Annotated in this window: 11 protein-coding genes; 9 read left to right on the plus strand and 2 right to left on the minus strand. The window is 68.4% G+C overall.

Annotated elements, in window-relative coordinates; translation table 11 throughout:
* Window positions 1-33 precede the first annotated feature (33 nt).
* The 8 genes from B9S57_RS21970 to B9S57_RS22005 all read left to right on the plus strand — a co-directional run bounded on the left by B9S57_RS21970 (window position 34) and on the right by B9S57_RS22005 (window position 11,270).
* Window positions 34-957 (plus strand): carbohydrate ABC transporter permease, encoded by a 924-nt coding sequence (locus tag B9S57_RS21970; RefSeq protein WP_103517278.1) that lies wholly within the window; start codon window positions 34-36, stop codon window positions 955-957.
* Window positions 958-1,054: 97 nt separating this feature from the next.
* Entirely contained in the window at window positions 1,055-1,972 is a 918-nt protein-coding gene (locus B9S57_RS21975) for a carbohydrate ABC transporter permease (RefSeq protein ID WP_103517279.1), read from the plus strand.
* Window positions 1,973-2,846: 874 nt separating this feature from the next.
* Window positions 2,847-4,046 (plus strand): ROK family transcriptional regulator, encoded by a 1,200-nt coding sequence (locus B9S57_RS21980; protein ID WP_103517280.1) that lies wholly within the window; start codon window positions 2,847-2,849, stop codon window positions 4,044-4,046.
* Window positions 4,047-4,165: 119 nt separating this feature from the next.
* Window positions 4,166-5,275, plus strand: coding sequence for a sugar ABC transporter substrate-binding protein (locus tag B9S57_RS21985; protein ID WP_103517281.1), 1,110 nt, complete (start codon window positions 4,166-4,168; stop codon window positions 5,273-5,275).
* Between the two features lie 186 nt (window positions 5,276-5,461).
* On the plus strand, window positions 5,462-6,250 hold the full coding sequence (locus tag B9S57_RS21990) for an ATP-binding cassette domain-containing protein (RefSeq protein ID WP_103517282.1): 789 nt from the start codon (window positions 5,462-5,464) through the stop codon (window positions 6,248-6,250).
* A complete protein-coding gene (locus B9S57_RS21995) occupies window positions 6,247-7,527 on the plus strand; it encodes a sugar ABC transporter permease (protein WP_103517283.1) in 1,281 nt (426 codons plus the stop codon). The genes B9S57_RS21990 and B9S57_RS21995 overlap by 4 nt, the downstream gene beginning before the upstream one ends.
* Before the next feature lie 172 nt (window positions 7,528-7,699).
* Window positions 7,700-9,613: a 1-deoxy-D-xylulose-5-phosphate synthase gene (gene dxs, locus B9S57_RS22000; RefSeq protein WP_103517284.1), complete on the plus strand. Its 1,914-nt coding sequence runs from the start codon at window positions 7,700-7,702 to the stop codon at window positions 9,611-9,613.
* Window positions 9,614-9,767: 154 nt separating this feature from the next.
* Entirely contained in the window at window positions 9,768-11,270 is a 1,503-nt protein-coding gene (locus B9S57_RS22005) for an amino acid permease (RefSeq protein ID WP_103517285.1), read from the plus strand.
* A gap of 5 nt (window positions 11,271-11,275) precedes the next feature.
* Here the strand turns inward: B9S57_RS22005 and B9S57_RS22010 are convergent, their stop codons facing one another.
* The gene (locus B9S57_RS22010) at window positions 11,276-11,677 is read right to left on the minus strand and encodes an NTP pyrophosphohydrolase (RefSeq protein WP_103517286.1); all 402 of its coding nucleotides are present in this window, start codon (window positions 11,675-11,677) and stop codon (window positions 11,276-11,278) included.
* Between the two features lie 17 nt (window positions 11,678-11,694).
* Window positions 11,695-12,795, minus strand: a complete 1,101-nt coding sequence (locus B9S57_RS22015; protein WP_103517287.1) for an LCP family protein — start codon at window positions 12,793-12,795, stop codon at window positions 11,695-11,697.
* A 314-nt stretch (window positions 12,796-13,109) separates the two neighbouring features.
* Between B9S57_RS22015 and B9S57_RS22020 the strand changes: the two genes are divergently transcribed.
* Complete coding sequence (locus B9S57_RS22020; RefSeq protein ID WP_258036508.1) at window positions 13,110-14,174, plus strand: hypothetical protein; 1,065 nt, start codon at window positions 13,110-13,112, stop codon at window positions 14,172-14,174.
* Window positions 14,175-14,476 lie beyond the last annotated feature (302 nt).

A 14,476-nucleotide genomic window follows, 5' to 3' on the forward strand; every position in this document is an offset into this window, starting at 1 on the left:
CGGCACCCGCTCAGAAATCGGGGTCGTTAAACGATGCAGCACGGCAAGTACCGGTTCATCGCGGGATTCCTGGTAGTTCCGCTGGCGTTGTACGCCATCTTCGTCATCTGGCCCTTCGTCCAGTCGATCTACTACTCCTTCACGGACTGGACCGGGCTGAGCCCGGACTTCCAGATGGTCGGCTTCGACAACTACAGCCGGATGCTCGGCGACAACATCTTCTGGAAGTCCCTGCAGCACAGTGTGCTGCTCGCGCTGCTGCTGCCGTTGGTGACGCTGGGTCTCGCACTCTTCTTCGCCTTCATGCTCAATGTCGGCGGCCGTCGGCGGAAGAACGCCGCGATTTCCGGAGTGCGAGGCTCCTCCTTCTACAAGATCGCCTACTTCTTCCCTCAGGTCCTGTCGATCGTGATCGTGGCGCTGCTGTTCCAGTTCGCGTTCAATCCGTCGTCCGGAATGTTCAACGAGACGCTCAAGGCGGTAGGCCTCAGGAGCCTCCAGCCGGACTGGCTCGGCGACCCGGACCTGGCGCTCTACTGCGTCATGGTCGTGCTGATCTGGTCGACGGTCGGATTCTTCGTCGTCCTCTTCTCGGCCGGAATGGCGTCCATCCCGAAGGACTTCTACGAGGCGGCCCTCCTCGACGGAGCCGACCGCATCACGACGTTCTTCAAGATCACGCTGCCGCTGCTCTGGGACACCGTGCAGTCCGGCTGGGTCTACATGGGCATCCTGGCGCTCGGCGTGGAGGCCTTCACCGCCGTACAGGTCATGACGGTGGGGCCGGGAGGTCCCGACTACTCCACGACCGTCCTGCCGCTGTACGTCTACCAGACGGCCTTCCGGGACGCCCAGGCCGGCTACGCGACCACGATCGGTGTCGGGCTCCTCATCGTCACCATGCTCTTCGCGGGCATCGTGATGAAGCTGGGCCGGCGCGAGCGGCTGGAGTTCTGATGCCGCACTCCCCGAGGCTCCGCGACCGGACGACCGGCTGCACGCAGAACAGTTCGGTCCCGGTGGCCGGCTCGACAGTTGTACGAGGTGAGCACACGTGAAGGTCACTGAGACTCCGCCCGCCGTCCCGGCCCCGCGCTCCCCGGTGACGAAGACGGACGCACCGGCCGCCGAACCCGCGAAGAGCAGTGAGGGCAAGGTCCTCAACGTCTTCTCGCACGGCGTGCTGATCATCTGGGCGGTGCTCGTCGTCATGCCGCTGCTCTGGGCGGTGATGGCGTCGTTCAAGACGGACGACTCCATCCTGTCGACCCCCTGGGCGCTGCCGGACAAGCTGCACTTCGAGAACTGGTCGCGTGCCTGGAACCAGGCGCACATGAGTGACTACTTCCTGAACACCATCCTGGTGGTGGGCGGTTCCCTCATCGGCACGCTGCTGCTCGGCTCGATGGCCGCGTACGTCCTGGCGCGGTTCGACTTCCCCGGGAACCGCTTCATCTACTTCCTCTTCGTCGGAGGGATGAGCTTCCCGATCATCCTGGCGCTGGTCCCGCTGTTCTTCGTCATGAACAACATGGGCCTGCTGAACTCGGTGCACGGGCTGATCCTGGTCTACATCGCCTACTCGCTCCCGTTCACCGTCTTCTTCCTCACCTCGTTCTTCCGGACGCTGCCGACCTCGATCGCGGAAGCGGCCATGCTCGACGGGGCCTCGCACACCCGGACGTTCTTCCAGGTGATGCTGCCGATGGCGAAGCCCGGTCTGATCAGCGTCGGGATCTTCAACTTCCTCGGGCAGTGGAACCAGTACATGCTGCCGACGGTGCTGAACACCGACCCGGACGGCAAGGTGCTCTCCCAGGGCCTGGTCGAACTGGCCACCAGCCAGGGATACAAGGGAGACTGGTCGGGTCTCTTCGCCGGCCTGGTCATGGCGATGCTGCCGGTCCTCCTCGCCTACATCGTCTTCCAGCGCCAGGTCGTGGCGGGGCTGACTGCGGGGGCGCTCAAGTAGGGATGTCAGCGTTCGGGGACCGCGGCGATGTCCGCCCGTCGTCGCCGACGCCATGCGCGGCAAAGAAGGGGCCCTGGTCCTCGGCCGATACGGGCCGAGGACCAGGGCCCCTTCCCTTCGTCGAGGGCTCACGCCGTTCGCCGGGCCTCGGCAAGACGCTCGGCGCGGCCGGGCTGGTCCGTCGCCACGCCAACCAGGCACAGCGAGAAGCCCCGCCCTCCAGGGCGGGGAGGAGGCACTGATGAACTGCCTGCTGTGCTGCGCCTTGCGCACCATCTCGTCGGCCACGGGGGCTCCTTCGGTCATACGGGCAGGGACCTTGCAGGCGGCCGAGGCAGGGGTGCGGAAGGGGGGCGCGTGACGCGCTGACGGCCGTTTCCGGCCCGTATGACACCCCCCGTGGACGCTCGCCCCCCGTTCGTACGTCGCCGCACGCCGAGGCTCTTCCAGGGCTCCGGTGTGCCCGGTCAACCCAGTCGTCAAGAGGTCTTCATGGGAAGGTAAGAACTCGGTAACGTCTCGGTCGTGTCTCGAAAAAATCGATTGACGTGACGGGGTTCAGGTGGCAAGGCACCTGTGGTGCCGCCGCCGAGATCCGCACGCGGGGGACCCCACTCCTCGGAGCGCGGGAAATGGCTGATTCCCGCCCCCTTGGGGGCTTGGTGGCCCGCTGCGGTCGGCCTTGGCCGCCGGGTGCGACGGTCTTCGTTCGAGAGTTCCAGGCGGAGGTCAGGGCTTCGGCCGAGTTCCGGCCGAGAAGCGGAGTGTCGTGCTCAACAGAGGCTCCGACCGCTCAAGGTCTTGACGGGGGGCACCCCAAAACGCTCAGCTTAGGGTTCACATGTTAGAGAAAACGGCAGGAGTGAGTGAGTCGATGGAGACTCCGGGGTCGCAGACATCTCTGCATAGGGCCAACCTTGAGCGGGTCGTGCGTGCCGTAAGGATGGCGGGGTCCCTGACCCAGGCGGAGATCGCCAGGAGCACCGGGCTCTCCGCTGCCACCGTCTCCAACATCGTCCGTGAGCTCAAGGACGGCGGCACGGTCGAGGTGACCCCCACCTCGGCGGGCGGCCGCCGCGCCAGGAGCGTCTCGCTGAGCGGGGACGCCGGCATCGTCGTAGGGGTGGATTTCGGGCACACCCACCTCCGGGTGGCCATCGGCAACCTGGCCCACCAGGTGCTGGCCGAGGAATCGGAGCCGCTCGATGTGGACGCCTCGTCCGCGCAGGGCTTCGGCCGGGCGGAACAGCTGGTCAACCGCCTGATCAAGACCACCGGGATCAGTCCGGAGAAGGTCATCGGCGTGGGACTCGGCGTCCCGGGCCCGATCGACGTCGAATCCGGCACGCTGGGCTCCACCTCGATCCTTCCGGGGTGGACGGGCATCAATCCGAGCCAGGAGCTCGCCGGGCGCCTCGGCGTGCCCGTGTACGTGGACAACGACGCCAACCTCGGGGCCCTCGGAGAGCTCGTCTGGGGCAGCGGGAGGGGCGTCAGGGACCTCGCGTACATCAAGGTCGCCAGCGGGGTCGGCGCCGGTCTGGTGATCGACGGGCACATCTACCGGGGACCCGGAGGGACGGCCGGCGAGATCGGCCACATCACCCTCGACGAGTCCGGCCCTGTCTGCCGCTGCGGGAACCGCGGCTGCCTGGAGACCTTCACCGCCGCCCGGTACGTCCTGCCCCTCCTGAAGCCCAGCCACGGGCCCGATCTCACCATGGAGCGGATGGTCCAGCTGGCCCGTGAGGGTGATCCGGGCTGCCGCAGGGTCATCGGGGACGTCGGCCGGCACATCGGCAGCGGTGTGGCCAACCTGTGCAACCTGCTCAACCCCAGCCGCGTGGTGCTCGGCGGGTCCCTCGCGGAGGCGGGGGAGCTGGTGCTGGGACCCATCCGCGACTCGGTCTCGCGCTACGCCATTCCCAGCGCCGCGCGGCAGCTCTCCGTGCTCCCCGGAGCACTCGGCGCACGGGCCGAAGTGCTGGGCGCGCTGGCCCTCGTGCTCAGCGAGATGGGGGATTCAACCCTTTTGGAGAGCACCCTCCCCGCGGCGACGCCTGCCTTCACTTAGATAACGAATGGCACCGTTGTCATCTCGTTAAGTATTTACTCCTTGACGCCGCCTCTGCGGCCGAGTTGACTTCCAGCCACCTCGGCCGCAACGTCGCGGCCTCGTCAGGGAGGTTCGAAATGAACACGCGTATGCGTCGTGCCGCCGTTGCCGTTGCCGCCACCACCATGGCCGTCTCGCTCGCAGCCTGCGGAAGTGCCAAGGAGTCCGGCGACAAGGCCAGCACCGACTCGGGCAAGAAGGGCGACGACCTCAAGATCGGTCTGCTCCTTCCCGAGAACGTCACGGCTCGCTACGAGAAGTTCGACAAGCCGATCATCGAGAAGAAGGTCAGCGAGCTGACCGGTGGCAAGGCGGAGGTCGTCTACGCCAACGCCAAGCAGGACGCCACGCTGCAGTCGCAGCAGGTCGACACGATGATCACGAACAAGGTCGACGCGCTCATCATCGACGCGGTCGACGCCAAGGCCATCGAGAACAGCGTGAAGAAGGCCAAGGACGAGGGCATCCCCGTCGTCGCCTTCGACCGCCTCGCCGAGGGCCCGATCGACGCCTACACCTCGTTCGACAACGAAGAGGTCGGCCGCGTGCAGGGCACTGCCCTGCTGGAGGCCCTGGGCGACGCCGCCAAGCCCACCATCGTGATGATGAACGGCTCGATCACCGACCCGAACGCCAAGCTCTTCAAGCAGGGCGCCAAGTCGGTGCTCGACGGCAAGGTGACCTACGGCAAGGAGTACGACACCAAGGAGTGGAAGCCGGAGAACGCCAACTCCAACATGGAGGGCGCGATCACCGCCCTCGGCAAGGACAAGATCGACGGCGTCTACTCCGCCAACGACGGCATGGCGGGCGGCATCATCCAGGCCCTCAAGTCGGCCGGACTCTCCAAGCTCCCGCCGGTCACCGGCCAGGACGCCGAACTCGCCGGTGTCCAGCGCATCGTCACCGGTGAGCAGTTCATGAGCGTCTACAAGCCCTACCCCCAGGAGGGCATCGTCGCCGCGGAGATGGCCGTCGCGCTCGCCAAGGGCGAGAAGCTCGACACCATCGAGACGTCCAAGGTCGACAACGTCGGCACGAAGGGCATCTCCACCGTCCTCGTCCCGGTCGTCTCGCTGACCAAGGACAACATCAAGGACACCGTCATCAAGGACGGGATCTGGACGCTCGACGAGATCTGCACGGCCAAGTACAAGGCCGCCTGCGACTCCGCGGGCCTGAAGTAGGTCCTTCCGCCCGGCCCGTCCCCAGGGGCGGCCGGGCGGCCCGAAGCCTGTCCGGCGCCCGGCCCACCAACTGTCCCGCTACCGGGCCGGGCGCCGGACGGAACGCTTCCGCTGTTTCTCACTTCTGCTCAACCACCGCATCTTCCCCCAGGTGCGGTATCCCCGCCGGGTCAGGCGGCGAAGGAGATGGTTCACGTGTCCGCTACGCCCGTGTTGGCGTTGCGAGGGGTCTCGAAGCGATTCGGTGCGGTCCAAGCGCTCACCGATGTCGAGCTCGAGGTCCACGCCGGTGAGGTGGTCGCCCTGGTGGGTGACAACGGCGCCGGTAAATCAACGCTGGTCAAGACGATCGCCGGGGTGCACCCCATCGATGACGGAGTCATCGAGTGGGACGGCCGGCCGGTCCAGATCAACAAGCCGCACGATGCCCAGAACCTGGGGATCGCGACCGTCTACCAGGACCTCGCGCTCTGCGACAACATCGACGTCGTCGGTAACCTCTACCTCGGCAGGGAGCTCCGCAGGTTCGGGATCCTCGACGAGGTCGAGATGGAGCGGCGCTCCCGCGAGCTCCTCTCCACGCTGTCGATCCGCATCCCCAGCGTCCGCATCCCGATCGCGTCGCTCTCCGGCGGTCAGCGCCAGACCGTCGCCATCGCGCGTTCGATGCTGGGCGAGCCGAAGCTCGTCATCCTCGACGAGCCCACCGCCGCGCTCGGCGTCGAGCAGACCGCCCAGGTTCTCGACCTCGTCGAGCGTCTGCGCGAGCGAGGCCACGCGGTCGTCCTCATCAGCCACAACATGGCCGATGTGAAGGCCGTCGCCGACAAGGTCGCGGTGCTCCGGCTGGGCCGGAACAACGGGATCTTCGACGTGAAGACCACGTCGCAGGAAGAGATCATCTCCGCCATCACCGGTGCCACGGAGAACGCCGTGACCCGTCGTGCGGCGCGCAACGCGGAGGTCAAGAAGTGACCACGACCGACAAGACGTCCACCCCGGTGGTCAACCCGGATGCCGCCGGGGGCGCCGACATCGCGGTCGACCCCCGCCTCCTCGTGCGCGAGCAGGGCTTCGCCGGCTACCTCAGCGAGTTCAAGCGCAAGATGCGCGGCGGTGACCTCGGCTCGATCCCCGTGATCATCGGCCTGCTCATCATCTGCGTCGTCTTCCAGAGCCTGAACTCCGAGTTCCTCTCCGCGAAGAACCTCAGCGACATCGCCGTGACGATGGTGGCCACCGGCATGATGGCCGTCGGCATCATCTTCGTGCTGCTGCTCGGCGAGATCGACCTCTCGGTCGGTTCGGTCAGCGGTGTCTCCGGTGCCGTCGTCGCCGTGCTCAGCGTCACCCACGGGATGAACGAGTGGCTCGCCGTCCTCGTGGCGATCCTCAGCGGCGCCCTCATGGGAGCCATCCACGGCTTCTTCTTCGCACGGATAGGCGCCCCCGCCTTCGCCGTGACCCTCGCCGGCCTGCTGTTCTGGCTGGGCTTCATGCTCCAGCTGCTCGGTGACACGGGCACGATCAACCTGGACAGCGACGGCGTCGTCGGCCAGCTGACCACGTACTACTTCTCGGACGTCGCGGCCGCCTACGGCCTCGCGGCCGTCGGAGTGATCGTCTACTTCCTCTCCGCGTTCCTCGACACCCGCCGCCGTGAGGCCGCGGGCGTCCCGTCGCGGCCGATCGTCGACATCGTGGTGCGCACCGTCGTCCTCGCGGTGTTCGCCTTCGGCGCGGCGTTCATGTTCAACCAGTACCGCGGCCTCCCGCTGGCCCTAGTCCTCTTCCTCGTCGTCCTGGTCGGCACGGACTTCCTCCTGCGCCGCACCTCCTACGGCCGGAAGATCTTCGCGCTCGGCGGCAGCGTCGAGGCCTCCCGCCGTGCGGGCATCAACGTCACCGCGATCCGCATCTCGGTCTTCTCCATCGCCGGCACCTTCGCGGCGGTCGGCGGCCTCTTCTGGGCCTCCAAGATCGCGGCGGCCAACCAGGGCTCCGGCGCCGGCGACCTCCTGATGAACGTCATCGCCGCGGCCGTCATCGGCGGCACCAGCCTCTTCGGCGGCCGGGGACGCACCTGGAACGCGCTGCTCGGTGTCATGGTGATCGTCTCGATCCAGTACGGCCTGGCCCTGGAGGGCATCGCCACCCCGATCAACTACATGATCACCGGCGCTGTTCTTCTCATCACGGTCGTGATCGACTCCATCACCCGCAAGACGCAGAAGACCGCAGGCCGCGCCTGACCGTCGTACCTGCACACATGTGCCCGGCATCGTCCGCGATGCCGGGCATCTGCACGTCCGGCGCGACCGGCGCGGCGCGACGCGATGCGCCGCCCGATGACCGGGGCCGCCGGCGGAACATTAGACTCATCGGATCGACACGCTCGACCAGCTCACAAGCAAGGAGGCACGGGTGGACCTGCTGACCCGCATCAAGGGACCGCGTGACCTGGACCGGCTCGGCCTCGAGCAGCTCGACCAGCTCGCCGGGGAGATCCGTACCTTCCTCGTCGAGGAGGTGTCCAAGACCGGCGGCCACCTCGGCCCGAACCTGGGCGTGGTCGAGCTGACCATCGCCCTGCACCGGGTCTTCGAGTCCCCGCAGGACAAGGTCCTCTTCGACACGGGCCACCAGAGCTACGTGCACAAGCTGCTCACCGGCCGGCAGGACTTCTCGAAGCTCAAGAGCAAGGGCGGTCTCTCCGGCTATCCGTCCCGCGCCGAGTCCGAGCACGACGTCATCGAGAACTCGCACGCCTCGACGGTGCTCGGCTGGGCCGACGGCCTCGCCAAGGCCAACGAGGTCCTGAAGAAGGACGACCACGTCGTCGCCGTCATCGGTGACGGCGCGCTCACGGGCGGTATGGCCTGGGAAGCGCTGAACAACATCGCCGCCGCCAAGGACCGCCCCCTCGTCATCGTCGTCAACGACAACGAGCGCTCCTACGCCCCGACCATCGGCGGCCTCGCGAACCACCTCGCCACCCTGCGCACCACCGACGGCTACGAGCGCTTCCTGGCCCGCGGCAAGGACCTCCTGGAGCGCACGCCCGTCGTCGGCAGGCCGCTCTACGAGACCCTGCACGGCGCCAAGAAGGGCCTCAAGGACTTCATCGCCCCGCAGGGCATGTTCGAGGACCTCGGCCTCAAGTACGTCGGGCCGATCGACGGCCACGACATCGAGGCCCTGGAGTCCGCGCTCCAGCGGGCCAAGCGCTTCGGCGGCCCGGTCATCGTGCACTGCCTCACGGAGAAGGGCCGTGGCTACACGCCCGCCCTCCAGGACGAGGCGGACCGTTTCCACGCGGTCGGCAAGATCCACCCCGACACCGGGCTGCCCATCTCCACCTCCGGCCTCGACTGGACCTCGGTGTTCGGCGAGGAGATGGTCAAGCTCGGCCGCGAGCGCGAGGACATCGTCGCCATCACCGCGGCCATGCTCCAGCCCGTGGGCCTCGGCAAGTTCGAGGAGGCGTTCCCGGACCGGATCTACGACGTCGGGATCGCCGAGCAGCACGGCGCGGTCTCCGCGGCGGGCCTGGCCACCGGCGGGCTGCACCCCGTCTTCGCGGTCTACGCGACCTTCCTGAACCGGGCCTTCGACCAGGTCCTGATGGACGTCGCCCTGCACAGGTGCGGAGTGACCTTCGTCCTGGACCGGGCCGGCGTCACGGGCACGGACGGCGCCTCGCACAACGGCATGTGGGACATGTCGATCCTCCAGTGCGTTCCGACCCTGCGCATCGCCGCCCCGCGCGACGCCGACCAGGTCCGTGCGCAGCTGCGCGAGGCCGTCGACGTGAAGGACGCGCCCACCGTCGTCCGCTTCTCCAAGGGCGCGGTCGGCCCCGCCGTCAAGGCCGTGGGCACGGTAGGCGGCATGGACGTCCTGCGCAGGGCGGGCACGGACAAGGTGGACGTCCTCCTGGTCTCCGTCGGCGCCCTGGCCCCGATGTGCCTGGAGATCGCCTCCCTGCTGGACGCCCAGGGCATCTCCACCACCGTGGTCGACCCCCGCTGGGTCAAGCCGGTCGACGAGGCGCTCGCCCCGCTCGCCGCTGAGCACCGGGTCGTCGTCACCGTCGAGGACAACAGCAGGGCCGGCGGTGTCGGCTCCGCCGTCGCCCAGGCCCTGCGCGACGCGGGCGTCGACGTGCCGCTGCGTGACTTCGGCATCCCGCCGGTCTTCCTGGACCACGCCTCGCGCGGCGAGGTCATGGCGGAGATCGGGCTGACCGCGCCGGACATCGCCCGGCAGGTCACCGGCCTCGTCGCCAAGCTCGACGGCCGGTACGAGACCCCGGCCGCGGAGCCCGTCCGCGACTGATCCGCCCGCACCGCTCCGGGCCGGCCGGCCACCCCGCTCGGGTGGTCCGACCGGCCCATTCGCGTGAAATCGGGCCGTATCGCGCCTCCACCGGCATTCCGGGACCACCCGTTCCGAATCATGGCGTGCACGACGAGCGCGCGGAGGTACGCCGGTGAGTACGCAGCAGGACACGCCCCCCGGCGGAGGGGGACTGTTCAGGACCAAGACGGTCGAACAGTCGATCCGTGATACCGAGGAACCGGAGCACGCGCTCAAGAAATCCCTCTCCGCGCTGGACCTCACCGTGTTCGGCGTGGGTGTCATCATCGGCACCGGGATCTTCGTCCTCACGGGCAAGGTCGCCAAGGAGACGGCCGGCCCGGCCACGGCCCTCGCCTTCGTCGCGGCGGGCGTCGTCTGCGCGCTGGCCGCCCTCTGCTACGCCGAGTTCGCCTCCACCGTCCCGGTGGCCGGATCGGCGTACACCTTCTCGTACGCCTCGCTGGGTGAGCTGGTCGCCTGGATCATCGGCTGGGATCTGGTGCTGGAGTTCGCCCTGGGCACGGCGGTGGTGGCGGTCGGCTGGTCCGGCTACGTGCGCTCGCTCATGGACAACATCGGCTGGACGATGCCCGAGGTGCTCTCCGGACCCGATGTGGCGAGCGGATTCGGCTTCGACATCCTGGCGTTCGCCCTGGTCCTGATCCTGACCGTCATCCTGGTCCTCGGGATGAAGCTCTCCGCCCGCGTGACCACCGTCGTGGTGGCCATCAAGATCGCCGTCGTGCTGATCGTGATCATCGCCGGAGCGTTCTTCATCGACGCGTCCAACTACTCGCCCTTCATCCCGGAGGCCGAGAAGCAGACCGGCGGATCGGGCCTGGACGCCCCCCTGGTCCAGCTGATCTTCGGCTACGAGCCGACGAACTTCGGCGTCATGGGCATCTTCACCGCGGCGTCCATCGTCTTCTTCGCCTTCATCGGCTTCGACGTGGTGGCCACCGCCGCCGAGGAGACCAAGCTCCCGCAGCGCGACATGCCGCGAGGCATCCTCGCCTCGCTCGTCATCTGCACGCTGCTCTACGTCGCCGTGTCGATCGTCGTCACCGGCATGCAGAACTACTCCGAACTCTCCGTCAGCGCCCCGCTGGCCGACGCCTTCAAGGCCGTCGGGCACCCCTTCTACGCCGGCGTCATCAGCTTCGGCGCGGCGGTCGGCCTCACCACGGTCTGCATGATCCTGCTGCTCGGCCAGACCCGGGTGTTCTTCGCCATGAGCCGGGACGGGCTGCTCCCGAGGTTCTTCTCGGTGACGCACCCGCGCTTCGGCACGCCGTACCGTCCCACGATCCTGCTCGGCGGGATCATCGCGATCCTGGCCGGCTTCACCAGCATCAACGAGCTGGCGACCCTGGTGAACATCGGCACGCTCTTCGCGTTCGTGGTCGTCGCCCTCGGCGTCATCGTCCTGCGGCGCACCCGCCCCGAACTCCACCGGGCGTTCCGGACCCCCTGGGTGCCGGCGCTCCCGATCGTGTCGGTGGCGGCCTCGGTCTGGCTGATGCTGAACCTGCCGGCGGAGACCTGGCTCCGGTTCGGTATCTGGATGGTGCTGGGCGTGATCATCTACTTCATGTACGGGCGCAGGAACAGCCGTATGACGAAGGCGCGTTGACCGGATCAGCCACGTGCTGACGGCGGCAGCGGCCGCACCGTGCGCGGACCCGTGCAACGGGCCCCGTGCGCCTCGGCCCGCTGCCGCAGTCCGCGGTCGGCCGTGACCACGACGCAGGGCCGTACACCGTGGGCGGCGGCCGCCAGTGCGGCGATCAGGTCGTCCCCGCTCCCGGGCGCCGCCTCCACGCGCACCCCGGGCGCGGACGCGACCCCGCGCGCCGCGCCCTCCACGACCAGCACGATCTCGACGGGACCGGGCTGCCCGGGCAGCCCGTCCGCGGCGTACGGGACCAGCGAGTCCCGCAGCCGCTCGGCCGCCCCGTGCCTGTCCCGCCACCAGCCGTCGGGTACGGAGCCCACGACATTGGCGGCGTCGACGATCACGAGGGCCTTCTCACCGGTCATCCCCGAAGGATGACAGGTCAGCCGCCGGTGGCCGGAGACTTCTTGGCCGATTCGGGGATCGTGCCGCCCGTCCGGATGGCCTTCCAGAGGTTTCCGGCCTGCGGCTCCGCGGCCACCACGCGGTTGGGGTCCTGCTTGTCGTAGGCGACGGGCAGCATGATCGTCTCCATGGTGGAGGGATCGACGCCGTTCATCGAGCGGGCGAACTCCGCGAGCGAGGTCAGCGAGGCGAGCCCCTCGTCGGTCGTGAGCGACTTGGTCGCGGAGTTGGCGATCTTGTACGTGCTGGTCGGACTGCCCAGCAGGTCCTGCGACTTGATCTCAGTGAGCAGGGCGAGCAGGAACTGCTGCTGGAGCCCGATGCGGCCGAGGTCACTGCCGTCGCCGATGCCGTGGCGGGTGCGGACGTAGGCGAGCGACTCGGTGCCGTTGAGCTTGTGCTCACCTGCGGTCAGGTCGAGCCCCGAGGCCGAGTCCTTGATCGGCTCCTCGACCTTGACGGTGACGCCGCCTATCGCGTCGACGAGGTCCTTGAACCCGGCGAAGTTGATCTCCAGATAGTGGTCGATCCGGACCCCGGACATCTTCTCCACGGTCTTGACCACACAGGCCGGACCGACCTGCGAGTAGACGGAGTTGAACATCACCCGCTCCGCGGAGGCCATCGACGAACCGTCGGCCTTGACGCACTCGGGCCGGGTCACCAGGGTGTCGCGCGGGATGGACACGGCCGTGGCCTCGGTGCGGCCCTCCGGTATGTGCACCACCAGAGCGGTGTCGGACCGCGCCCCGCTGACCGCGCCGCCCCCGCCCAGCTCCTTGTTCTCCGCCCCGGCACGGGAGTCGGAGCCGAGGACGAGCAGGTTCTGGCCGGCGGTGGGGAGCTTCTCGGGACGGTCCTCGCCGAGCGCCTTGTCGATGTCGACGCCCTTGATGTTGTTGTCGAGGTCCTGGTACATCCAGTAGGCCGTGCCACCACCCGCGAGCAGGAGCACGAGGAGCACCCCGAGCGTGATCCTGAGGCCGCGGCGGCGCTCGCGTTCCTTCTTCCGGCCGCGCTTCGGCGCTCCGGCACGGCGGGAGGCGCTTCGTCCTGGAGGCATGACCTCGTTGCTCATCCTGTTCGAGTCCCTTGGTCTCGCGGCCCGGTAGGGCTGTGGGCGGGTTGGACTCGGGTGGGGGGAGGAGCCGGTCCGACTTCGGTGGTGCACAGCACTATAGACAGTCCATCGAGCGCGTGTACGAGCCGTCTGAGGCTCCACGCGAGCTGCCGCCGTCCCCCGTCAGGCCGCTCGTCCGCACTCGGTCGTCACGGTTCGGTCACCCAAAATTCTCTCATGTGAGGGACTAGTATGTGCCAGATTCGAAATCATGCGCGATGCGCCGGACGCCTCGAAAGGTGACTGCGGAAATGCTCGGACAGGATGCCCGCGTGACGTCGAGGGTTGCTTCCGGGGCGGGCGCGATGCGGGGCATCTGGCTCACCAGGGGCAAAGAAGGCCGCCTCACCGCGTACGTCGCGGTCGAGGGCGGGCTCCGGCGCTGGACCGAAGACCGCCCGGGGGGAATGGACTTCGGTGACCCCGCGCCTGTGCAACTGGCAGGGCTCACCGATTTGTCCGTCACCCAGGACGCCAACGCGTACACCCACTTCGTCGGCCGGCGCGAGCGCCGGGCCACCGGCCGGGAGCCCGTCGTGGACGTCGTGCACGCGATCCAGTACCAGTCGGCGCGCCCGGTCACCGCATGGCGTTCGCTGGGAAACCCGGACAAGGACCCGGAGCAGGCGCGCGGGCTGGGCCGGCCCGTGGTGGTGGTGGCCCGTTCCGGCATGGTGCACGTCTTCGTGCGCAAGGCGGACGGTGGCCTGACCCTGCGACGCGAGCAGGGTGACGGCAAGTGGCTCGGCTGGCGGGATCGCAGGGGAGCGCACGGCGTCGAGGGGGCGCCGGTCGCGATCACGCTCTCGTCGGGGCGGATCGAGCTCTTCGCGGCCACTTCCGAGGGCACGCTGCACTGGTTCCAGAAGGAGGCGGCAGGTGCCCTGGGGGACGGGCACCCGTCACGTCTGGCGGTTGCGCCGGGCACGGTGTCCGTCCTGGAGACCGGTCCGGACCGGCCCACGTTCTACTGGACCGACCCGGGTGGCCGCGGAGTGGTGGCCTACCGGGCGGGCGCGTGGCCGGTGGCGCTGGGCGGCGCCCCGGGTGAAGGCGCGCATGCGGCATCCCGTGCGTTCCTCGACGGCTACGACTGCACCGTGCTGGCCCATCGCGGGGCCGAGGGCACCGCCGTGCTCGGGGTGGGGGTCACCGAGGACGAGGGCAACGGGATGTGGTGGTCCGACACCGGCGTGCGCAGCCTGGCGGCGCCGGCGTTGGCGCAGGACGCCTTCGGGAGGCTCGTGGTCGCGGTCATCGGTGAGGACGGGGTTCCCCGGCTGGCCCGGCAGACGGAAGGGCCGGGGCTGACGCTCTCGGAGTGGCGCGCTCCCTGACGTGCCTCCGCCTCGACGGCGGACCCGGTCCGCATGTCCGCCGCGCGGCGGAAGAGGGCCTTTCGAGTCAGATCGATCAGTGACCCCGAAGGTTGTGCGGCGGAAAGTATGGCGTGTATCACGCCGTGATGTCGAGGGGCGTGCGCGATCTTTCGCTGAATCTGCGCATTGACATCTTTTAATGTTCACTTAAGATTCCCATTTGAAGCGACAGTTCGAGAGCTGAGCCGCGAGCGATCGACGGGGGTGCCCGACTGCGAGTCGACGACGACTCGACGGGCAGTGCGCGGAACGTGAGAAGT

Origin of the sequence: Streptomyces sp. SM10, assembly GCF_002910915.1 — a bacterium.
Taxonomy (GTDB): domain Bacteria; phylum Actinomycetota; class Actinomycetes; order Streptomycetales; family Streptomycetaceae; genus Streptomyces.

Excerpts from the sequence above, each read along its gene's own strand:
- B9S57_RS21970 (WP_103517278.1), top strand. The coding sequence starts at position 34 with ATGCAGCACGGCAAGTACCGGTTCATCGCGGGATTCCTGGTAGTTCCG.
- B9S57_RS21980 (WP_103517280.1), top strand. The coding sequence starts at position 2,847 with ATGGAGACTCCGGGGTCGCAGACATCTCTGCATAGGGCCAACCTTGAG.
- B9S57_RS21985 (WP_103517281.1), top strand. The coding sequence starts at position 4,166 with ATGAACACGCGTATGCGTCGTGCCGCCGTTGCCGTTGCCGCCACCACC.
- B9S57_RS21990 (WP_103517282.1), top strand. The coding sequence starts at position 5,462 with ATGGTTCACGTGTCCGCTACGCCCGTGTTGGCGTTGCGAGGGGTCTCG.
- B9S57_RS22010 (WP_103517286.1), bottom strand. The coding sequence starts at position 11,677 with ATGACCGGTGAGAAGGCCCTCGTGATCGTCGACGCCGCCAATGTCGTG.
- B9S57_RS22015 (WP_103517287.1), bottom strand. The coding sequence starts at position 12,795 with ATGAGCAACGAGGTCATGCCTCCAGGACGAAGCGCCTCCCGCCGTGCC.